Below are 21350 nucleotides of genomic sequence, written 5' to 3'. Positions count from 1 at the left end.
GAATGAATCAACACCCTCAACCCGCATCATCCGTCTTTACACCAAGCATCTCGCGGATCTGTGCGAGCGTGCCATCGTCTTTCACCACGGTCGAAAGCCACTTGTGCAGCGGCATTTCCGCCCACTCCGCCGCCTTGTCCGCGAGATAGGCGGCCGGGCTATGTGGTTCGGTCTCGCGAAAGAAGACCGCGACCGCACGCAGTTGCGCAACGGCTTCGGCACGGCTCTGTATGCCCGCGTACGCGCGGACCGGCATTCGAATCGGATTCGCCATGGTGTCCTCAACCGCCAAAGGTGTCTTGAAGCTCGGCTCCGCGCGCTCGACAGCAACGGTCGAAGCGGCAGGCTGCACGGCAGGCGCCAAAGCCTCCGCATTCAGGTTCACGCCCACGTCACGCGCGAACCGCTCCGCAAGTCCATTCACGCTCTCGCAGGCCTCGCGCGCTTGTCTGAAGCTCGGTGCCGCATCCCCGGCGCGCGCCTCGAGCACCGTATCGAGCGCAGCGAGCGCAGCTTCGAAGGCTTTCAGTTGCGCGAGCAACGTTCTATAGAAAGATGCGGGCGTGGCCCGTTTCGAGGCGTCGATCTGCTCGACCGAAGGCTTGCCGCGCGCGATATCGTCCGCGTGATCCGGATCGCGTTTGACAGCCTGCGCGACATGCATCGCAACATCCCAGTCGATCGCGCTGAACGCCACACCCGACTGCGTGAGCGGCACCGAGCGCAACAATTCCGCCGTGCGGCCCGCGAGCCACGCGACATTGCCGAGCCGATACTCCGTGTCGTCCCCGTCGGGCAATGGATGTACCTGCTCCCAATACTGCTCGACCAGTCCGGTCAGGAGCGCATAGCCCTGCGTGAGCCCCGGCACGCCCTCCTGAATGGCGAGCGCCTCGGTGAGCCACACGGCCAGCCGTAAGTCCTTCGTCTGCGTCCGCAGCAACGCCGTGCAACGTTCGACGACAAAAGGCCAGTCGGCCTCCTTGATCTCGGTGATCCACTCGCCCTGGTCGAGCGACGGGTCGTCGAAGCGGCGTGCATGCTGGATCGCGTCGAAATCCGCCGAAAACAGCAGGTCTGCGCCGCACGGCGACGCTTCATCAATGGGCGCTAGCAGCGCGGTCGTTTCAGTCGACATGGCGTTCTACATAAGGGCTAAGGCGGCGGGCTTCGAGCAAAGCATGGCGGCCGCGTTTCATGGTCATGGTCATTGCACCGCGTACTCGAACTCGCCTGACTCATCGGCGCGCACGCTCACGCACGCGAGCGACGTGCCCTGCGCGATGCGCTCCAGAATCTGCTGTGCGAGTTCCGGCAAGAGCGTGCCGTTCAGAATGTGATCGACGTTGCGCGCGCCCGAATCGACTTCGGTGCATCGCGCGAGCACCGCATCGACGAGTGACTCGTCCCATTCGAACGTGGCGCCGTGGTTCGCCTCGACGCGGCGGCGAATGCGTTCCAGCTTCAGCTCGATGATCTCCGCGAGCACGTCGTCGGAAATCGGGTAATACGGCACGACTTTCATGCGGCCGAGGAAAGCGGGCTTGAATGACTTGTACAGTTGCGGGCGCAGCAGTTCTGCCAGCGCCTGCGCATCGGGCAGTTCTTCATCTGACTTGTTCAGGCAGGCTTGCATGACGGCAGTGGATCCCACATTCGAAGTGAGGATGATGACCGTGTTGCGAAAGTCGATCGCACGGCCCTCGGCGTCGTCCATCGTGCCTTTGTCGAAAACCTGGAAGAACATTTCCAGCACGTCGGGATGCGCCTTCTCCACCTCGTCGAGCAGCACGACCGAATACGGGTTGCGGCGCACCGCCTCGGTCAGCACGCCACCCTCGCCATAGCCTACATAGCCGGGCGGCGACCCCTTCAGGCCCGATACGCTGTGCGCCTCCTGATACTCGCTCATGTTGATGGTGATGAGCTTGCGTTCGCCACCGTAGAGAATGTCGGCCAATGCGAGCGCCGTCTCGGTCTTGCCCACGCCGGACGGCCCCACGAACATGAAGACGCCACGCGGCTTGTTCGGGTCCTCCAGATTCGCACCCGCCGTGCGCACGCGCTGCGCGATGGCTTCGAGCGCGTGATCCTGGCCGATCACGCGCTCGGCCAGCAGCGGGTGAAGATTCAGCATGGTCTGGATCTCGTCCTTCACCATGCGGCCAAGCGGAATGCCGGTCCACGACGCAACGATTTCCGCCACGACCTGCGCGTCGACCTGCAGCGGCACCATCGGCGCGTTCTGCTGCAGCGCGTGCAGGCGCGCGATGAGCGGCGGCAACGATTCGCGCGCGGCATCGGATTCGCGTATTCGTTCGGATGACGTACTGTCTTCGCGCGCCGCGTCGATCTGGCCACGCAGTTTCGTGATCTGCGCCACGAGTTCGCGCTCCCCGGCGTGGCGCGCCTCGCCTTCGACCAATTCGCGCCCGGCGACGTCGCGCGCCTCGCGCAGCGCCGCTAGGCGCGCGTCATGCTCGGCGCCATGTACGGTTTCCCGCTCGAGCGAGGCGATCTCCGCCTCGATACGTTCGATGCGCTTCTTGCCGTCATCGATCGCACCAGGCGTCGCGCCCTGCGCGAGCGCCACTCTGGCGCACGCGGTATCGAGCACGCTCACGGCCTTGTCGGGCAGTTGCCGCGCACTGATATAGCGATGCGAAAGCCTCACGGCCTCGGTAATCGCCTCGTCGAGAATACGCACGTCGAAGTGGCGCTCCATGAGCCCCACCATGCCGCGCAGCATGGCCGCCGCAAGCGTTTCGTCGGGCTCCTCGATCTTGACCACCTGGAAACGCCGCGCCAGCGCCGCATCTTTCTCGAAGTAGCGCTTGTACTCGCTCCACGTCGTCGCGGCAATCGTGCGCAGCTCGCCACGCGCGAGCGCGGGCTTGAGCAGGTTCGCCGCATCGTTCTGGCCCGCCTGACCGCCTGCGCCGATGATGGTATGCGCCTCGTCGATGAAGAGCACAATGGGCTGCGCACTCTTCTTGACTTCGTCGATGACGCTTTTCAGGCGATTTTCGAACTCGCCTTTCACGCTCGCGCCAGCCTGCAGCAGGCCCATGTCCAGCACGCGCAATGCGACGCCGCACAGCGCCCCTGGCACATCGCCCGCGGCGATTCGCAGTGCGAGACCTTCCACCACGGCGGTCTTGCCGACGCCCGGCTCGCCGGTGAGGATCGGGTTGTTCTGGCGACGCCGCATCAGGATATCGATCGTCTGGCGGATCTCCGCTTCGCGCCCGATCACCGGGTCGACGTGCCCCTCGCGCGCACGCTGGGTCAGGTCGGTCGTGTAGGTGTCGAGTGCGGGCGTTTTCGAAGGAACGACACTTGTTGCGCTCGCAACTTCATTGCTGGCTTCTGCCGTGCCTTCACCCGGTTCGACTTCGACCGAACCTTGCGTCACCTCATCAGAGCGATGTTTAAGCTCAGCGACGGGAACCTCCGCGAAACGCGCCGACATGCGCTGCGCGAACTGGGCGAGGTCGGGCGCGCTCAACAGCGCGAGCAGCAGATGACCGGAGCGGATGCGCCCGATCTGCGAGTCGAGCGACGCGATCAGCCAGGCCTGCTCGAACAGTGCGATCAAATGCGGCGAGAACACCGGCGTGCGCGTATTGCCCGTCTTGAGGCGTTGCAGTTCGCGCTCCAGATCCGCTCGCAGCGCATGCGCATCGACGCGCGACGCACGCAGCACGCAGGCGAGATCGCTGGCCGGTTCCTCGAGCAGTGCGAGCAGCACATGCTCGAGGTCCACTTCGTAGTGCCCGCGCGACAGGCACGCGCTCGCCGCTCGCTCGGTAGCCAGCCGGCAGGTGGTGTTCAGCTTCGCGATCAGGGTCTTCAGGGGCGTGCTCATGTCGTGCTGTCTGGCCTCGGGTCTCGTGTGTTCAATGAATGACGTGCAGTTCGTAGCGTGCGTCGCGGCGGTCGCGTTCGGCTTCGTGCGTGCATAGGAAAGCGTCCCAGCCCAGGCGCGCGCCGGCGCCCAGGCGGCTTGGCCCCACTTCCTCGCGACGCAGCACCAGCAGCACCTCGTATTCGAGCGTCACGCGCGCGAGCAGCGTAAGCATGCGTTCGAGCGCGAGCGCGTGTTCCGCACCCGGCAGGAAGGCCTCATAGTCGGCCTTCGAAAGCGGCCCGATCACGAGGCGCGCACGCATGTCGCGTTGCCAGACGCGCTCGCCCGCAAGCGCCGTTGCACCGAGCATCACGTTGCGCTGGCCGAGCATGGAAAGCTGGTCGGGCGGCACGTCGTACCACTTGCCCACGAACTGCTCGACTTGCACGGGCACGCCGAAATAGTCGGAGAGCGTCTGGCGCAGATACGCGGCGGAAACCGGCTGATGACGCGCGGCCACGGCATGACCCGCGATCGCCTCGTCGAAAAGCGCACCGCCGCCGTCCTGCAGGCCCTCGCGCGACGCGTCGTTGGCCACGCCTGCAAGCGCCAGCAGCAGCGGCAGATAGCGTTCGTCGCGATCGAGCTCGTAGTGCAATGGCAGTCGGTACTTTTTCCACGCCGAATAGAACAGCGCCGTGGCGCGGTTTGAGAACACGTCAAAAAACTCGCGCGCCGCGCGGTCGCGCCGCAATTGCTCGCGCGCGACGATCTGCTCGGTATAGTTCAGCGGCAGCGCGCCTTGCGCGCCCAGCAGCCCGAAGAACGCGGGCGTGAGATCCACGCGTTCGAGTTCGCCCGCATCGAGCGCGGCCGCGCGTTGGCCGGCATCGGCCAGCGGCGCGCCAGCGGCGTCATAAGACACCGCCCCCGCAATTTCGCTGGCCGGAAACGCGAGCGACAGCGTGTTGCGAAAGACGATACGCTGCGGGAGCACGTCGCGCTGACGCGCGCCGGCCTTGTCGACGAACCAGCGTTCGAGCAGGCGCACCGCCTGGAAAAAGCCAAAGCGGTGCGGCTCCTCGAGCAGCCGCTCGATTACGCCAGAATCGATTCGCCGCTGCGCGGGTTGCATCGCATGATCTCCTCGCCGGTGCGCCGGGAGACGACGACCAGTTGCACGAAGCTGTTGATGTGCACGTAAAGCCCGAAAAACACGTCGATGACGCGCACGAACGTTCCGAGGCTAGTGCCGACGAAGTGATCTTCGTCGACGGTCAGGCGGATCTCGATGCCGCGCACGAAGGTCGCGAACGGTTTGCCGGGCAGCCATTGCACGGCGGCGCGCTGCTCGACATCGACGATACCGTCCACGTGCCGCGCCGACACCGCCGTGCGCCGCAGGTCATAGAGCGCGAGCATTTCCTTGAGCGTGGTGGCGCCGTGGTTCACCAGCGAGACGTGGTTGAGCGCGAGATGCGAAATGAGCCGCCAGTGCGCGGCCTGGCGGCGCTCGAAGCGCACGCACGGTGTTGGCCGCATCAAGAGCGCGATGCTGTTCGCAATCGCGCCGCCCTCGAGAAACAGATCGCCGCCTTCGAGTCCGGTCGCGAGCGCCGTGGGCAAGTCGCGGTTGGTACAGGTCAGCTCGAGGCTCAATGTTTCGTTTTGCTCGGTATCCACTTCGAAGTCGATATCGACGATCGAGATCTCGGTTTCGTAGCCCGGGCTCTTTTGCGCAACGGATTCGTCTCGCCGGGCGAACCAGTAGTGGCCGGCGCGCATCGATTCGCCATGCCGCAGCGAATAGAAAGGCCGGAACTCAACGACCGTTTCTTCGTGCGCGCGTTGCCGTACCAGTTGCACGGAGTCGATCGAATAGACCTCATAGGCGAATGCGCGCCGCCCCTCTGCCACCACGGGATACGAGACCGCCTGATGATCGAGGCGAATCGGCTCGCCGTGCTGCTTGAAGAGGTTCACCACGGGCGTGCAGAAGAGCCGCAGGTGGTGCGCCGCGAGCGCGTCGAGCAAGCGCGCCACGTGCGAGTCGCCGCGCACGTCCTTGAGCACGATATGAAGCGTGAGACGCTGGCAGCGGCCCGCCACTGCGGTCATTGCCGCGAGGTCGAAGTCGACGAAATCGAACTTGTCCGGAAACGCGAAATACTCCGTGAGCAGGCGGTACGCCGGGTGCGATTTCGCGGGATAGTCGATCAGCGCATCCGCCACGTCGAAGCCGGCCTGCGCGAACGGCAGCGCGGAGAGCGCGCGCCAGCGGCCATTGCGTTCGGGCTCGGCGTAAGCGGCAATCGCGTGCACGAACAGGCAGTCGCCGAGCGCCGCGATGAACGACTGCTCGCCGTGCAGGTAAGTGCGCAGCGCGCCGCTTCTCCACGCCGAGAGGTCGAACTGCGGCGACGTCGATTCGAACGTGATCGACAGGACGCCGGTTGCATTCGGCGGCAGCACGGTCGCGCTCGGTGCGATCGCCGCCGGCACGTAGCGCGCCTCCGAAATGCGGATCGGTGCGAGCGTCACGTCGTAGGCGGTGCGAAAGCGGCATTGCACGCCGCGGATCGGCCGCGACTTGAGTTCCGTGCCGCGCCCGATCACGGCCGGCTCGGTGAGATTGCCGAGCGCGCCTGCAGCGCCGAACTGGGCGATCGAGCACGAGGGGAACGGACGCAGATAATGCGGGTACAGCACCTCCAGCAGCGCCTCGGTGAACTCCGGGTAATCGTCGTCGAGACGCTTGTTGATGCGCGCGCCGAGCAACGCGAACGACTCGATCATCCGCTCGACGTGCGGGTCTTCGCAGTGCTCCCCCGTCATCGCGAGGCGGGCCGCGATCTTCGGATAGCGCTGGGCGAATTCGCGCGAATAACGCCGCAGGAACGACAGTTCGCGCTCGTAGTACGGCAACAGCTCTTCCATCGGTACGCTCCCGCCCCCCAAAACTGCCTTTATGTCAAGCCATGTCGCGCGCCGCCGGTCGCGGCCGCGTCAGGCTTTTGCGCGTGCGCGCGTGACCGAATACTGCAGCGTCGAAGGCTGCAGCATCGCGTCGAAACTCACCGGCTCCTGCGCCGGATGCACCACCAGCAACGCCTGAATCGCGAAGTACAGTGCGTTGGTCGAGCGCTCGTTCAGTTCGAGCGTCACTGAAACGCGCTGCAAACGCGGCTCGTGCCGCTCGATCGCCTGCTGGATCGACTTGCAGATGAACGCGCGATCGTAATGACTCGCAAGGCTCAAGCCAGCGAAATCGTTCAGCCCGTAGGTCAGGATCGAGCGGCGGCACTCGGGCAACAGCGCGAGTTCGTGCTCGGTGAACGCGATGCGCGAGTTCAGGATCGACTCCAGATCGCGCGCAACGCTCCCCTTGAGCTCTTCGATCGAGAACTGCCGCACTGCCGCCGGTGCCGGCGAATGCGGATCGTCGTCGAAGAGCTTGTCGAGTAGTCCTGGCTCGAAACGCTTCATCGGTTCAAATAGAGTCGGTCAGCCAGATGAAACAGGCGCAGGCAGTGCACGCGATCGCGCGCACGCCGCCTGCGCGCGATCGCGTCAGACCGCGTAGGTCTTGTCGTTCTTCGTGAGGCTCCATGCGCCTTGCGCATTGCCGCCCTGGTTGCCACCGATCTTCTGCTGCGTATACTTCCACTGCACGGCCGCATACTTCAGCGAGAACTGTTCCGTGGGCAGCCCTTCGCCGACCACTTCCGGCGTGATGCTGGAAATGATCACGTATTTGAGCTTGATTTCGAGGTACTTGATGCGGTTACCCTCGCCGTCCGAGCGCATGAAGTCGATCGTGACTTCGTCGAAGGTCGTGCCGCCCGAAGCGTGCTGATAGAGCAGCGGGCTCACGACGTCGATGTCCTTCAGGAAGCGCATGTCGGCATGCTCGCAGCGCTCGACCGTGTGACCGCCGGCCGTCGAGGCCGTTGCCGAACGCGGCTGCAGAATCGAGTGATTCCACGAATCGATTTCGATCCAGCCGGCGTGGTCCTTGTCCTGCGACTCGCCCTTGATGGCCGGATTTCCGAATTTTAGATAGATGTCCTTCATAACGCCTCGACTCCCCAGAGTGGTGGTTTACGGTAGTTTGCTAACGCGAGCCCAAAGGCGATGCCCCGGGTTGCTTCCCGGAGCGATCCGCTGGATGGCGGACCGCTCCTGCTCAACTCATTCGCGCGCTTGCGCGGTTTTATGAATTAGCCGGCTTCGGCAGATCCGCCACGAGCCGCAGCGAAATCGACAGCTCGTCGAGCTGGAAGTGCGGCCGCAGGAACGCGACCGACCGGTACGAACCCGGCTTGCCCGGAATCTCGCTGACCTGGATCGACGCCTCGCGCAACGGAAACTGCGCCTTTTGCTCTTGCGAGGCGTTGTCGTCGAGCAGCACGTACTGCGAAATCCAGCGGTTCAGGAACACTTCGACGTTCTGTGCAGACGCGAAGCTGCCGATCTTGTCGCGCATCATCGCCTTCAGATAGTGCGCCACGCGTGACACCGAGAAGATGTATTGCAGCTGCGCCGAAAGCACGGCGTTCGCGTTCGCGTTGTCGGTACTATATTTTTTGGGCTTCTGCACTGACTGTGCGGCAAAGAACGCAGCGTAGTCCGAGTTCTTGCAATGGACGAGCGGAATGAAGCCGAGGTCGCTCAGTTCCTTTTCGCGCCGGTCGGTGATGGCAATTTCGGTCGGGCATTTCAGCGCGATTTCGCCGTCGTCGGTCTTGAACGTGTGCGTGGGCAGGTCCTCCACGAGTCCGCCGCCTTCCACGCCGCGAATCGCCGCGCACCAGCCGAAGTCGTCGAATGCGGCGGTCAGGCGCGCCGCAAAGGCCCAGGCCGCGTTACACCAGAGGTATTTCGCGTGATCGGTGCCGTCCACGTCTTCGACGAAGTTGAAGCCTTCGGCCGTCGCGCCGTCCTTCGGATTGAACGGCAGGCGGCCGAGAAAGCGCGGCAGCGTGAGACCTACGTAGCGCGAATCTTCCGCGTCGCGGAACGACTTCCACTTCGTGTATTCGACGGTGTCGAACACCTTGCCGAGATCGCGCGGCTTGCCGAGGTCGGCGAACGACTCGAGCCCAAGCAGTTCCGGCGACGCCGATGCGACAAACGGCGCATGCGCCGCTGCCGCAACGTGCGACATCTGCTCGATGAAATACATGTCTTCGGGCTGGCGCGTCACTTCATAGTCGCCAATCAGCGCACCGAACGGCGCGCCGCCGAACGTGCCGAATTCTTCTTCGTAGATTTTCTTGAAGAGCGCGCTCTGGTCGAATTCGACGGCGGTCTTGAAGTCGCGCACGACGTCACGCTTGGGCGCGTGCAGCGCCTTGATCTTGATGGTCGAGCCGGTATTGCTTTCCTTGCACAGATACTCGAGGCCGCGCCAGGTGCTTTCGAGCCCCTGGAATTCCGGCGCGTGCATCACGGCGCTCAACTGCGCCGAGATCAGGCGGTCGAGTTCGGCCACGCGGGCATCGATCGTCGCGGAAAGATTGTTCGAGACGATCACGGTGCCTTCCAGCACCTGATGCACGAGCTCGCCAATGAGGTCTTTCGCGCGCGCGTGTTCGGATTCGGATTTGGCCACCTTGCTCTTTTCGACGATCTCGTCGAGCAACGAGGGCGCGGCCTGGGCTTCTTCCAGGGCCGGTGCGCGAACTGCGCCAGTCTGCTGATTCATGTCGATCTCCCCTGGCGCTTATTGCTCGTTGCCGTCGCTGGATTCGTCGCGCTCGCCACGATCCGCTTCGCCGGTGCCACTCGTTTTGCCCGCGAGCGCCTGCAACTGCTGCGTATTGGCCAGCACCTCGCTCAGCAGGTCTTCGAGCTTGTCGTTGCCGGCGAGCTTGTTGCGCAGGTCCGCGAGCTTCGAGCGCGCCTCGAGCAGACGGCGCAGCGGCTCGACCTGCGCGACGACTTCGTCGGGATTGAAGTCGGCCATCGAATGAAAGCGTAAATCCACGGCGAATTTTCCGCCCGCCTCGCTCAAGCGGTTCTCGACCTGGAACGCCGCGCGCGGCTCGATGCCCTTCATGACGTCATCGAAATTGTCACGGTCGATATTGACGAACTTGCGGTCGCGCAGCCGCGGCTGCTCGACTTCCGACTGACCCGCGAGATCGCCCATCACGCCGACTACGAACGGCAACTCCTTCACCTCAATGGCGTCGCCGAGTTCGACTTCGTACGTCAACTGGACGCGCGGCGGCCGCACTTTCTGCAAGCGCTTCTGAATACTTTCTTTCTTGGCCATCGAGGGCTCCCCTGTTCGAGTCGTTCAAGACCTGTTGTCAGCAATTCACCGCCGGGCGGTTCAGCGCAGTGCGCTGAACGGATCGGACGCACCACCGCTTGCAGCCGCTTTGGCCGGCGCCGCTTTGGCGGGCGCTGGCGCGGGAGCCGCAGCCGCGGGGGCAGCAGGCGCAGACGGTGCAGCCGGCGCGGCCTCGGCCGTTTCAACGGGCTTCGCCGCCGGCTTCTGCACGTGGCGAACGATGCGGCGCTTCTTCGGCGCGGTTTTTTCCGCCTGCTCGGGCGGGAACAGCGAATCCTCGCCGAGCGTGTCGCGCAACTGCTTCGCGAGCGCCTGCGCATCGGACTTCGCGTCGCCCTGCAGCGAGGCATCCTGGCGCAGTTCGCCGAGCGACTGCGTCGCGACACGCAGGCCGGCCACGGCCAGCACGCTCTTCGCGGCGCGGTCGGTCTGATCGCGCTGCAGCGCTTCCTGCGCCGCCACGATGGCCTGTCCATAGTGTTGCTGCTGGAACTGGATCTGCGCGATGCGCGACCACGGCTCTTCGCGCGTGGGATCCGCCGCGGCGAGTTTCTGGTAAAGCGCGATCGCGCGATCCTGATCGCCGCCCTTCGCCGCGGTATCGGCGTCGGCTAGCGCCTTGTTGAATGCGTCTGGCGACGCCGCGAGATTATGGTCCTGCGTAGCGCAGCCCGCGATTACCCCGCATGCCAGCACCACCCCGGAGAGCCTTGAAATGACCCGGTTTATCATTCTTTCACCAACGTGTAATTATTAATTCGATGGAAGGGAACTAGAGTTTTGCTTTAGCTCGAGCGCGCGGGTATAGTACAGCCCAAATTTTGATAATTCAACTTCTTAATGTAATGCGCCGACACTAAATCGCTTCTTTGATGCGGGGTTTACTGCCACAAGAAATTCACACAGGAAAGAATTTCTCACTCGTGCAATTGAAAACGCGAGCGAGCCGGAAAAGTTTGCCGCATCACATAATCAACCGCTTATCGGCGCCACGCGGGGTAAATGCGCTTTTATGCGGATAGCATTATCCGGATCGCATATCACCACTTAACGGACCCTGGGCATTCACGCCTGGCCAACAAATAATGAATGCGCGTGTTATTCGTTTCGCATCGCTCCTCGTCGCCACGGCGCAACTCGCCGGCTGCGCGGCGGCCGTGCCGGCGCTCGGCAGTGCGGCGTCGGCGGCCTTGCAGCTCGCGGGCATCGGCAAGCCCGACGTGCCGGACAGCCAGAAACCCCCGCGCGACCTCGGTATCACGCTATTGGCGGCGCAAAACCTCAACGCGGCGACCGACCGCAAGCCACTTGCGCTCGTCGTGCGGCTCTATGTGCTGAAGGACCCTACGTCATTCCAGCAGGCATCGTTCGATACGTTCACCGACCCGGCAAAAGAAAAGAGCGCGCTGGGCGCCGACCTGCTCGGCGTGCGCGAAGTGACGCTCATTCCCGGCCAGCGATATAACGCCACCGAAAAGGTTTCACGCGAGGCGCAGGCATTCGGCATCGTCGCGCTATTCCGCGATCCGGCCATGCAGCGTTGGAAGTTCGCCTTCGATCCTGCGAAATCCGAGAAATCCGGCATAATGGTCGGCCTGCATAACTGCGCAATGACCGTCACGAGCGGCACCGTGATCTCGCCGGACCAGGGATTACCGCCGCAGCAGCTGAATCTGCTTTCGTCGGTGACTTGCGGGTGAATAAAGGACAAAGCACCGGGCAGAGTAACGAGCACGCGGGATATTTAACAATTTCAGTCCGCCGATCGCCGGCGCGAGCGGCACGGGCCGAATCACGCATAAAGCCGATTTAACATGAGTTATTCCTCGAAAGTGCTTTGGGGAGAGGGCCTGTTCCTGAGGCCTCAGCACTTCCAGCGGCAGGACGCTTATCACGAAGCGCGCCTCTTCGAATCGATCCAGGCCATTGCGCCGTACAACTGGGGCGTGCGCACCGCGCGGCTCGACCACGATGCACTGGGCAGCAACATGCTGCGCATGAGCGAAGTCGCGCTCGTGTTCCCGGACGGCACGCTCTACAGCGCGCCGCAGGCCGACGACCTGCCGCCGCCCGTCGCGCTCGACACGCTGCCCGAGGGCATCAACGAATTCACGTTCTACCTGGCGCTGCACCAGATGCGCGAAACCGGTACGAACTACGCGCCGGATCGCAACGAGGGCTTCGTCACACGCTACGTGAGCGAGCAGGCGAGCGTTGCCGATCACTACACGGACGCGGCGCAGGCCGACGTGACGTTCCTGAAGACGAACGTCAAGCTGATCGCGCACAGCGAGCCGCGCGACCAGTTGCTCTCGGTGCCCGTCGCACGCGTGCGGCGCACCGCGACTTCGGGATTCGAGGTCGACGAAAGCTTCGTGCCACCGAGTCTCGCCATCGAAGCATCGCCGCTCCTGCACCAGCGGCTGCGCCGCCTCATCGACGCGCTGCAGGCCAAGGTCAATGCGCTCTATGGCTTTCATCGCGAGCCGACCAAGAACATCATCGAGTTCCGTTCGGGCGACATCGCCTCGTTCTGGCTGCTGCATACGGCGAGCGGCGCGTTCGCCACGCTCGCGCATCTCTATCAGCATGCGGCGCTTCACCCCGAGCGGCTCTTTCACGAGCTGCTGCGCCTCGCGGGCCAGCTCATGACGTTCTCCAAGGGCTACGCGCTGGCCGACCTGCCAGCGTACCGCCACGACGATCCCGGCCCCGGCTTTGCGCGCCTCGATACGATTCTGCGCGACCTGCTCGAAACGGTGATCTCCACGCAATACTTCGCCATTGCGCTCGAAGAAGTGCGCCCGTCGTTCCATATCGGCCGACTCGATTCGGGCAAGATCGACGACAAGACCACGTTCTACCTCGCCGTTTCAGCGGACATGCCCGCCGTCGATCTCGTCGAAGCCGTGCCAGCGCGCTTCAAGGTCGGCGCGCCCGACGACGTCGACAAGCTCGTGCTCTCGGCCATGCCGGGCGTGCGGCTCGTCTACACGCCCCAGGTGCCGCCCGCCATTCCCGTGCGACCCGGCGCATGCTACTTCGCGTTCGAGGCGCGCAGCACACTTTATGAGCGCATGGTGCAAGCGCAGTCGGCCATGGTCTACGCGCCCTCGGGCATCAACGATCTCAAACTCGAACTGATCGCGGTGACGTCATGAGCAACGCCCCTTCCCTTTTCGGCGACGCGGCGCCGGCCGTGAATCACCCCGCGCCCGCCACAGAACCCGCTTACCAGGTGCGCTCGCTGCTCGATCTGCTCTACGACGGCTTCTTCATGCTGTTCCTGTTGAAGAACGGCCGCGAGCCTGGCGACGCCAGCGAATTCGGCGCGCGCGTGCAGCAGTTTCTGGGCGACTTCGAGCGCGGCGCGAAGAAACTGAACGGCGCGGCCGAAGACGTGTACGCGGCCAAGTTCGCGTTCTGCGCCGCACTCGACGAATCGGTGCTGGCGTCCTCGTTCCGTATTCGCACCGAGTGGGAACGCCGCCCCTTGCAGCTCGCGCTGTTCGGCGAGCAGCTTGCCGGCGAGAAGTTCTTCCAGTATCTCGAGGAATGTCGCGCGCAGGGCGCGCCGCGACTGCAGTCGCTCGAGGTCTTCCATATGTGCCTGCTGCTCGGGTTCCAGGGCAAGTACATTCTCGAAGGGCCGGAAAAGCTCGCCTATCTCACGGCACGCCTGGGCGACGAGATCGCCCATATCAAGGGCAAGCGCGCGCCCTTCGCGCCGCATTGGCCGCTGCCCGATCAGGTTGCGCACCGCCTCAAGCGCGAGGTGCCGCTGTGGTCGATCGGCGCGGTATTCGCGCTGGTGGGTCTGCTCGCCTGGCTCGGCCTCAGCACCTGGCTGCGCGACAGCACGGTGCACATGCTCGCGCCGTACACGCAACTCATCAAGCTCGGGCCGCAATCGGCGAATCTGACGATCTCGCTGCCTTGAGCGTGTGAAAGCGGCGTGGCGCGCAGTCCGCCCCTTTCGCACCCGATCAACGCAAAAAGCAGGACCACCGCAGCAGCGGATATTTCGAAGCACCAGCAGAAGTAGCCGGATTGGCGCCTTGTCGATACGAACAACTAAGCAAATCATAATTCGTTGGTTTGCCTGAAATCGTTGCAGATCGACAATCATCGAGCATCGTCAATTCACTTACCTACCCTGCTCGTTGCCGAGTCTCCCGCTCATGAAGGCGTTCTCCCCGAAAATCCGCCGGCACTCCACCGGAACCGTCCTGCTTGCCGCCTGCGCGGCTTCGGCCCTGATTCTCGCAAGCGGTTGCAAGCCGCATGGAGAGCAGGCGCAAGACGCGTCTGCCGCGACCCAACACGCGTCGGCGCAGCAGGAAATCACCTACTTCAAGTACCCCGACAATCCCGCGTTCGACCTTGTCTATCTCGCCGACAAGCTGGGTTATTTCGACAATACGAGCACGCGGCCCAAATATGTCGGCAAGATTTCCGCGCCGCAGATCATTCCGCTCGTAGGTACCGGCGATATCGACTTCGGCACGCGCATGGTGCCGCTCGTCATCTCCGCAATCGCCAGCGGCGCCGATATCAAGGTCATTTCCGCAGGCGGCGAAACGCTGCCCGACGCACCCCACATGAAGTATTTCGTGCGCAAGGATTCGCGCATTCTCGGGCCGAAGGACTTCGAAGGCAAAACCGTGGCGTTCAACAGCTTCGGCGCGTGCGCGGAGTTCGTCACCAAGAAGTATCTGGCGCAACACGGCGCGGATGTTTCGAAGGTGAACTGGCTCGTCGTGCCCGACAATCAGTCCGAGCAGGCGCTCGTCACGAAGAACGTGGACGTCGCGATCATTCATCCGCCCTTTTCCGGCTCGGCGGAAGCCGATCCGCAACTGCGCAAGCTGTGGAGCGACTGGGACGAGGATCACGGCCTTGGCGGCATGGCGCCCTATAGCGTGAACGGCGCGTTCGCCCGCGCCCACCCGCAGGCGGTGCGCGACTTCGTCACGGCCATCGCGAAGGCGGGCAATTGGGTCAATGCGCATCCCGACGAAGCGCGCAAGCTGACGGCCGAGCGGCTCGGCATCGACGTTCGGCTCGTGGAGCGCTATGCCTACGTGAAGGATCTCGTGGTCACGGAGCCGCCCATCCAGTACTACATCGATATTCTCGAGGCGGCGGGCAAGATTCCGAAGGGCAAGGTCAACGTCAAGGATGTCTACACGAACGACTTCAATCCGTTCGCGAAGCACGAGGCCCAGGCCAGCGCGACGACCTTGCCGAGCGGAACGCGCTCGTGAGCACGGCAACTGCGCTACGCGAGAAGATCGTCGCGCGCGATCTCTCGCTCACCTATGGAAACGCGCAAACGGACACGCATCATACGGTCCTCAAGCGCTTCGATCTCGCCGTACGCGACGGCGAATTCATGGCGCTTTTGGGCCCGAGCGGCTGCGGCAAGTCGACCTTCCTCAACGTGCTCGCCGGCCTCACGCCGCCAACCTCGGGCGATGTTCGCGTGGACGGCGACCCCGTGAGCGCCGTGCGGCAAAAGCTCGGCTTCGTGTTTCAGGGCTACGCGCTCTTTCCGTGGCGCACCGTGCGCAAGAACGTGGAAGCGGGACTCGAAATTCGCGGCATGAAGCGCGCCGCGCGGCGCAGCGAAGCCGAACGCTTTTTGCGCCTCGTGGGCCTGCTGGAGTTCGCGGATCATTATCCGCATCAGCTTTCCGGCGGCATGCGCCAGCGCGTGGCGATCGCTCGCGCGCTTGCTTATGGCCCCGAGATTTTGCTGATGGACGAGCCGTTCGGCGCGCTCGATGCGCAGACGCGCGAATTGCTTCAGCAGGAATTGCTCGCGATCTGGGAGCAAAGCGCCACGACCGTCGTGTTCGTCACGCACAGCATCGACGAGGCGATCTTTCTCTCCGATCGCATCGCCATTCTCGGGCGCGGCCCTGGTCGCGTAAAAGAGATCATCGACGTCGATCTGCCGCGCCCGCGCGACGCCGCGCTGCGTCACTCGGCGGCGTTCGTCGCGCTGCGGCAGCGCGCGTGGGCGAGCCTCAGCACGGAACTCGACACACGGCTCGACGTACAGCCGCAAACCGATGCATTGACGGGAGCCGATCATGTCCGATTCGATGTCTGACTCGATGTCCAACCGGGGCGCGGTCCGCGAATCCTCGCGCAGCCTGCGGCGCGTGCATGCAGCTTCATCTATCGCACGCCTTTATGTGGGCGTGGAGCGCTCCATCGCGCTCATCGCCTTCCTGCTGTTGTGGGAGTTGCTGCCCCGGCTCGGCGTGGTCAACGCGGCGTACCTGAGCCCGCCTTCACAGGTCGCCCTCGCAATCGCGCGGCTCTTCGAAAACGGCGACGCGTGGACGCATATCGGCGCGAGCGCCGTGCGCTCCATTAGCGGCCTGCTGCTCGCCGTGGCCGGTGGCATCGTATGCGGCTTCCTGCTGGGATGGTTCCGTCGCGTCGAGCGCATCGTCGATCCCGTCTTTCAGCTGCTGCGCCAGGTGTCGGCCTTCGCGCTCTTTCCGGTTTTCATGCTGTTTCTCGGCATCGGCGAGTCGTCGAAGATCGCCATTGTCGTGTGGGCTGCGTTCTGGCCGGTGCTGCTCAATACCATTGCGGGGGTCAAGCAGGTCGAGCGCGTGCTGATCGACTGCGCGCGCTCGATGGGCGCCTCTCAGCGCTTTATCGCGACGAGGGTCGTGCTGCCGGCGGCGCTGCCGCAGATCCTCACGGGCGTGCGGCTGGCGGGCGCATACAGCATTACCGCGCTGGTGGCGGCGGAAATGATCGGGGCGCGTTCGGGGCTCGGCTTCTATACGCTCAATTCGCAGGAGACGTTTCAGATTCCCGACATGTACGCGGGCATCGTTCTGCTCGCCATCTTTGGACTGCTGATCAATCAGAGCCTGTCGATCCTCGAACGGCAACTGCTGCGCTGGCGCGTCGGGCTCGCGCAGAATGGCTAGCAACGTTCCGCTCGACGCCTCGGCAGTTCCGCGGCGCTTGCGCTGGCCGGCCACCACGCTAACGGCCACGCTCGCATTGGTCGCATCGCTCGCGCTGCTCGCGTGGGTGCTGAACGGCGACTTGCCACGCACCCTTCCCGAGAGCGACCGGCCTTTCGCCGCTGCGACAGCGCGCGGCGTGCTGATCGTGGCGGTGCCGCCGCGCCCCGCGCCCACGCTTTACGTCGGCAAGGTCGACCGCACGGCGCGCTCGCCCGATCCGTTCGCGGCGGCGCTCGCTTCGGATCTCGCTCGCCGCGCGGGGCTGCCCGTGCAGTTCCTGCTGGTCGAACCGGCCGCCGCGCGTGCCGCCCTGCAGTCGGGCAAAGCCGACGCCGCGATCGCCGGCCTGGGCTTCTCTCCCGACGCGCGGGTTGCGTTCGCGCCGGCTTCGTATTCGAGCGGCCGTGGCATGGCGCTCGTGCTGGGCCATGGCACCGTGCGGACATGGCGCGACCTGCGCGGCCGCGCGATTTGCGCATCGCAAGGCAACCCTTATGCACAGCGCGCAGCGCGCGAGTACCACACGAACATGCACGGTTTCGATCGACCGCTCGATGCCCTGCTGGCGTTCCAGGCGGGCGATTGCGCCGCCCTCGTCGACGACGAGTTCGTGATCGAGGCGCTGCTCAAGCAGGCGGACTGGTCCTACTATCGCCCGCTACCCGGAACGATCGCTGCGCAGGCCGCGTTCATCGCGACGCGCGCGGGCGACGCGGCGAGCGCCGTCTTCGTCGGCGACACGGTGACGGCCTGGCGACGTAGCCGGTGGTTGGCGACCGTGCGCAAAGATCAGGCAATCAATCTCGCGTTCGACATGTTCAACGCGGAAAACGACCTGTATTGCCACTAACCGCGCCGCTTCAGTTCTGCTACGCGAAGCCGATAGCTTTTCAACAGGCACGCCTTGTCACCGCACGCATTGCGCGAGTTTCGAAGCCATGCCCGTTGCTCTGCCCTTAGCCGGTCTTTGTTGGTCGATACCTTCAGCTTCTGGTGATAGGCTTCTGCCATGGTCTTGTCGATGCTGGCGAGTTCCGAATCTCCGCAAACCAGCTGTGCCTGAGCGGAGATGAGTTCGCTGCAATTGAAGCTTTGCGCCAGCGCCGCTTTCGTTGCGGGCTGCGCTTCCAGCAGCCCAGGCCTGCAAAGCCCGTGAAGCAAAGTGCACGCGATATTGCGCCCGACCCACGCCATGTCTGCCGCACCATACTGCTCGACGAAGCGGTTGATGCCGGCGTGGCTCACGCCCCGTTGCATGGCGTTCGCCGCGATGATTTCGTTGCAGAGCGAGTCCTCGGCGTAGGTGCTCCCGGCGCGCCGATAGCAACTGTGAAAGCCAAGCTGCCCCGTGCCCATGACACTTCTACGCTCCCCTGAGGCGAACAGAATCGAGGCGCATGCGGACGCGCACCGCGCATTGTCCGCAACGATCGTATAGACCCTGACCTGATCCATTGCATCCACCACGCGAAAAGCCGCTTCGACGTTTCCGCCGGGGCTATCCAGGACCAGGGGCACGAGTCCTTCGCGATCACGGTCGGCGAGTTTGGCGGCTGCCAGAAACTTTTCGGCATCGCCGCTCTGAATCTTTCCCTTCCCGATCACCATCTTCAGTTTTAGATCGGGCTGGTAGTAGATCTTGAACTCCATTGCCCGCAAGACGCTGGGCAGCACGAGCAGCAAAGCCAAAGCCAATAGCCACGCGCGCGCGAGGCGGTGCAGGGTCGTCGAATGCCAGGCGTTGCGCATACACGCCTCCGCGCGGCGCACGCCTCCGAACGGAACCTGGTTTAGAAGCCGCGCCTCAGGTTCCGGTCGCGTAACGGATCAGTCGTCTTCTGCGTGAGCCGCAAGATGCCCTGATCGTCGAAGTAGAAGTGAAACATCATGTAATCGATGTTGTTCTCGATGTAGCGGTAGGACCAGACTTCCCGCTGCATGCGCGAAAAGTAGGCTGTCTCCGCGGGCCGGCCGAAATTGATCAGGACATCGTTACGTGTCCATTCGTTGACTTTCGCGCGATAGAACTCGCTCTCCTGCAAGACCTGACGCAAGCTCACGACCTTGCCGCTCGCGTCGATATCGGCAACGGTGTTCGTCGACCCCATCGGCTGGGTCGGCCACATGAGCCGTTTGCCGCCGTCCGGCAGGTTATAGGTTTCGCGCGGCGGCCCGAGGCGCGCGATCAACGCGGACTGGTCGGCGCCGGGCTCGACGCTTTGCCACGGCTGGGCGCAACCGGCCACGAGCGCCACCACGGCGGCAAACCATGCGTGCTTCACGAAGTTGGACAGAGTCCCCATTCACGCTCCCCTGAGCAGCGAACCTGGCGAGCAACACAGGCAGATCGTGCCGGACGTGGCGCATGCGCACAATCGGACCATGGTCCTACCGCCAGGACAACCGTGGCGCCTGCGCAAACGCCGCCAACGTGTTTGCCCGTTGAAAACGGAACGCCGAAGAGTATGCTTGGGCCTGATGTTCGGGCTCCCGAGCATCGGTGGGGCCGCCGCCCACGTGTGCGTCCAGCCTCTGGTTCGTTCCCTAACGTTCCATCCCCCGGGGTGCGAAATGATCAAGCGCATCACGCTGATTTCCGCTTCGGTCGCACTCGGGTGCCTCGCCACCCTCGTCCCCGTTTTCACGAGTCTTTACGTTGCGAACAAGGACGCCCAGCGGCGTGATCGCGCCGAGCTCAGGGAGTTCGCCGACAAGGCGGTGATGCGTACGGACCTCGTCACGTACCAGGCTTTTGCCGCCCTTTCCGACCTGGACCGGGAACCGGGCGCGCCCTGTTCGCCGTCCAACCTCCAACTGGCCGCGCGTGTCATCTACAACTACCGCTATGTTCAGGATGCTGGCGCATACGCCAAGGGACACTATCTCTGCTCTCCGCTGCTTGGTGACGTGCGCAACCAGGATCTCACGCTGCCGCCGCCCGACTATCGCAGCGACGACGGCTACCTGGTGTGGTTCCAGCAGAAGAGCCCGCTAAGCGACGTCCGCAAGGACATTCAGATTGGCCGCAATGGCCACTACGTCTCCATCGACCCGGGCTCCTATGTCGATCTCATCGATCCGGCGAGGCGCCCTATCGCCGTGGTCCAGATTTCGACGGGAAGGCTCCTCGCCGTCTCGGCCGGCGCGGATCCGGACGACATGCTCGATGCGTGGAAGCGCAGCGGCAACGTCAACAGCAATGACTGGAATTACGCTGTCGCCCGATCGTCGACACGTCCGCTTGGCGTCGTGGTGAAGTCGCCGCGCAGCAGCGTGGCGGGCGACTGGCCCAAGCTGCTCGCCGCGTGGCTGACCATCGGCGTGTTCGCGGGCGCCGCGCTCGCCTGGCTCGCCTACAAGCGCGTTTCCCGGCAACTCTCGTTCCCGTCAACGCTGCAGTGGGCCATCACCCGGCGCAAGATCGACGTGGTTTTCCAGCCCATCGTGCGGCTCGAGGACAACCAGTGCGCAGGCGCCGAAGCGCTGGTGCGCTGGACACTGAACGGGCGCGCCATCTCGCCCGAGGTCTTCGTGCGCGTGGCCGAAGACAATCACCTCATTCAGCCGCTGACCGATCTCGTGCTCGAAAAGACCATCGCGCAGCTAGGAAAACTGCTCACGGCGAACCCAGCATTTTATGTCTCGATCAACGTGAGCGGCGAGGATCTGCAGAGCTTGCGCTTTCTGAACCTGCTTAGCGCGTCGCTCGAAGGAACCGGCATCGCGCCCGCGCAAATCCGCATCGAGGCGACGGAGCGCAGCTTCATGAACGCAGAGGCCACGCGGGGTGTCATTGCGGCCTTCCGGGCCGCGGGCCACCCCATCTATATCGACGACTTTGGAACCGGCTACTCGAGCCTGTCGTATCTGCAGACCTTCGAAATCGATGTGCTGAAGATCGACAAGTCGTTCGTCGATACGATCGTCCAGGATACTGCCTCGAGCGTCGTCGCGCCGCACATCATTTCAATGGCCCACGAGTTGGGGCTGAAAATCATCGCCGAGGGCGTGGAGTCCGGCGCACAGGTGACGTGGCTGCGTAGCAAGGGCGTGCAGTATGGCCAGGGCTGGTACTACTCAAAAGCGATGTCCGCGGCCGATCTCGCGAAATGGCTGGGTAAGCATCGCGCGCCGCGCGAGCCAAACAGCATGCCGGCGAGCTTTAGTTGACAATTCAACTCGATGTCGCAGCCATCGC

General features: G+C 63.9%; 19 protein-coding genes. 8 read left to right on the top strand and 11 right to left on the bottom strand.

From position 1 onward, the window contains the following. Window positions 1-16: 16 nt before the first annotated feature. The 9 genes from tssA to M3I56_RS16020 all read right to left on the bottom strand — a co-directional run bounded on the left by tssA (window position 17) and on the right by M3I56_RS16020 (window position 10883). On the bottom strand, window positions 17-1138 hold the full coding sequence (gene tssA, locus M3I56_RS16060; RefSeq protein WP_254354825.1) for a type VI secretion system protein TssA: 1122 nt from the start codon (window positions 1136-1138) through the stop codon (window positions 17-19). A gap of 69 nt (window positions 1139-1207) precedes the next feature. Further along, on the bottom strand, window positions 1208-3868 hold the full coding sequence (gene tssH / locus M3I56_RS16055; RefSeq protein WP_254354824.1) for a type VI secretion system ATPase TssH: 2661 nt from the start codon (window positions 3866-3868) through the stop codon (window positions 1208-1210). Window positions 3869-3899: 31 nt separating this feature from the next. Then, window positions 3900-4985, bottom strand: coding sequence for a type VI secretion system baseplate subunit TssG (tssG, locus tag M3I56_RS16050; RefSeq protein ID WP_254354823.1), 1086 nt, complete (start codon window positions 4983-4985; stop codon window positions 3900-3902). Beyond that, on the bottom strand, window positions 4949-6787 hold the full coding sequence (gene tssF / locus M3I56_RS16045) for a type VI secretion system baseplate subunit TssF (protein ID WP_254354822.1): 1839 nt from the start codon (window positions 6785-6787) through the stop codon (window positions 4949-4951). Before tssF ends, tssG begins: the two co-directional genes overlap by 37 nt. Before the next feature lie 69 nt (window positions 6788-6856). Then, window positions 6857-7336 carry a type VI secretion system baseplate subunit TssE gene (gene tssE / locus M3I56_RS16040; RefSeq protein ID WP_028206759.1) on the bottom strand — a complete coding sequence of 160 codons (480 nt, stop codon included), beginning with the start codon at window positions 7334-7336 and terminating at the stop codon, window positions 6857-6859. Window positions 7337-7420: 84 nt separating this feature from the next. Beyond that, window positions 7421-7924 carry a type VI secretion system tube protein Hcp gene (locus M3I56_RS16035; RefSeq protein ID WP_028206760.1) on the bottom strand — a complete coding sequence of 168 codons (504 nt, stop codon included), beginning with the start codon at window positions 7922-7924 and terminating at the stop codon, window positions 7421-7423. A 139-nt stretch (window positions 7925-8063) separates the two neighbouring features. Beyond that, window positions 8064-9557, bottom strand: a complete 1494-nt coding sequence (tssC, locus tag M3I56_RS16030; RefSeq protein WP_028206761.1) for a type VI secretion system contractile sheath large subunit — start codon at window positions 9555-9557, stop codon at window positions 8064-8066. 18 nt (window positions 9558-9575) lie between these two features. Beyond that, the gene (tssB, locus tag M3I56_RS16025; RefSeq protein WP_254354821.1) at window positions 9576-10130 is read right to left on the bottom strand and encodes a type VI secretion system contractile sheath small subunit; all 555 of its coding nucleotides are present in this window, start codon (window positions 10128-10130) and stop codon (window positions 9576-9578) included. 60 nt (window positions 10131-10190) lie between these two features. Further along, the gene (locus M3I56_RS16020) at window positions 10191-10883 is read right to left on the bottom strand and encodes a M48 family metallopeptidase (RefSeq protein ID WP_254354820.1); all 693 of its coding nucleotides are present in this window, start codon (window positions 10881-10883) and stop codon (window positions 10191-10193) included. A gap of 353 nt (window positions 10884-11236) precedes the next feature. On the opposite strand from M3I56_RS16020, the gene tssJ reads away from it, so the two are divergent. From tssJ to M3I56_RS15985, 7 genes are all read left to right on the top strand, one after another. Beyond that, window positions 11237-11851 (top strand): type VI secretion system lipoprotein TssJ, encoded by a 615-nt coding sequence (tssJ, locus tag M3I56_RS16015; protein WP_254354819.1) that lies wholly within the window; start codon window positions 11237-11239, stop codon window positions 11849-11851. A 114-nt stretch (window positions 11852-11965) separates the two neighbouring features. Further along, window positions 11966-13312, top strand: coding sequence for a type VI secretion system baseplate subunit TssK (tssK, locus tag M3I56_RS16010; RefSeq protein WP_254354818.1), 1347 nt, complete (start codon window positions 11966-11968; stop codon window positions 13310-13312). Then, entirely contained in the window at window positions 13309-14091 is a 783-nt protein-coding gene (locus M3I56_RS16005; protein ID WP_254354817.1) for a DotU family type IV/VI secretion system protein, read from the top strand. Before tssK ends, M3I56_RS16005 begins: the two co-directional genes overlap by 4 nt. A 241-nt stretch (window positions 14092-14332) precedes the next feature. Continuing rightward, window positions 14333-15418: an ABC transporter substrate-binding protein gene (locus M3I56_RS16000; protein WP_254354816.1), complete on the top strand. Its 1086-nt coding sequence runs from the start codon at window positions 14333-14335 to the stop codon at window positions 15416-15418. After that, window positions 15415-16269: an ABC transporter ATP-binding protein gene (locus M3I56_RS15995; protein WP_254354815.1), complete on the top strand. Its 855-nt coding sequence runs from the start codon at window positions 15415-15417 to the stop codon at window positions 16267-16269. The genes M3I56_RS16000 and M3I56_RS15995 overlap by 4 nt, the downstream gene beginning before the upstream one ends. After that, window positions 16250-17110 carry an ABC transporter permease gene (locus tag M3I56_RS15990; RefSeq protein WP_254354814.1) on the top strand — a complete coding sequence of 287 codons (861 nt, stop codon included), beginning with the start codon at window positions 16250-16252 and terminating at the stop codon, window positions 17108-17110. Before M3I56_RS15995 ends, M3I56_RS15990 begins: the two co-directional genes overlap by 20 nt. Then, window positions 17103-18002: a transporter substrate-binding domain-containing protein gene (locus M3I56_RS15985; protein WP_254354813.1), complete on the top strand. Its 900-nt coding sequence runs from the start codon at window positions 17103-17105 to the stop codon at window positions 18000-18002. The genes M3I56_RS15990 and M3I56_RS15985 overlap by 8 nt, the downstream gene beginning before the upstream one ends. On the opposite strand, the gene M3I56_RS15980 is transcribed toward M3I56_RS15985, so the two are convergent. Both M3I56_RS15980 and M3I56_RS15975 read right to left on the bottom strand, forming a co-directional pair. Beyond that, complete coding sequence (locus M3I56_RS15980; protein ID WP_254354812.1) at window positions 17999-18901, bottom strand: lysozyme inhibitor LprI family protein; 903 nt, start codon at window positions 18899-18901, stop codon at window positions 17999-18001. The genes M3I56_RS15985 and M3I56_RS15980 overlap by 4 nt on opposite strands. A gap of 41 nt (window positions 18902-18942) precedes the next feature. Then, window positions 18943-19455, bottom strand: a complete 513-nt coding sequence (locus M3I56_RS15975) for a hypothetical protein (RefSeq protein WP_254354811.1) — start codon at window positions 19453-19455, stop codon at window positions 18943-18945. A gap of 46 nt (window positions 19456-19501) precedes the next feature. Between M3I56_RS15975 and M3I56_RS15970 the strand changes: the two genes are divergently transcribed. Further along, a complete protein-coding gene (locus tag M3I56_RS15970; RefSeq protein WP_254354810.1) occupies window positions 19502-21322 on the top strand; it encodes an EAL domain-containing protein in 1821 nt (606 codons plus the stop codon). Window positions 21323-21350: the final 28 nt, after the last annotated feature.

It is taken from the genome of Paraburkholderia sp. CNPSo 3281 (genome assembly GCF_024206515.1).
Lineage (GTDB): Bacteria > Pseudomonadota > Gammaproteobacteria > Burkholderiales > Burkholderiaceae > Paraburkholderia > Paraburkholderia nodosa.
The sequence above is the reverse complement of the archived record's forward strand: the minus strand, read 5'-3'. Positions and strand labels throughout refer to the sequence as shown.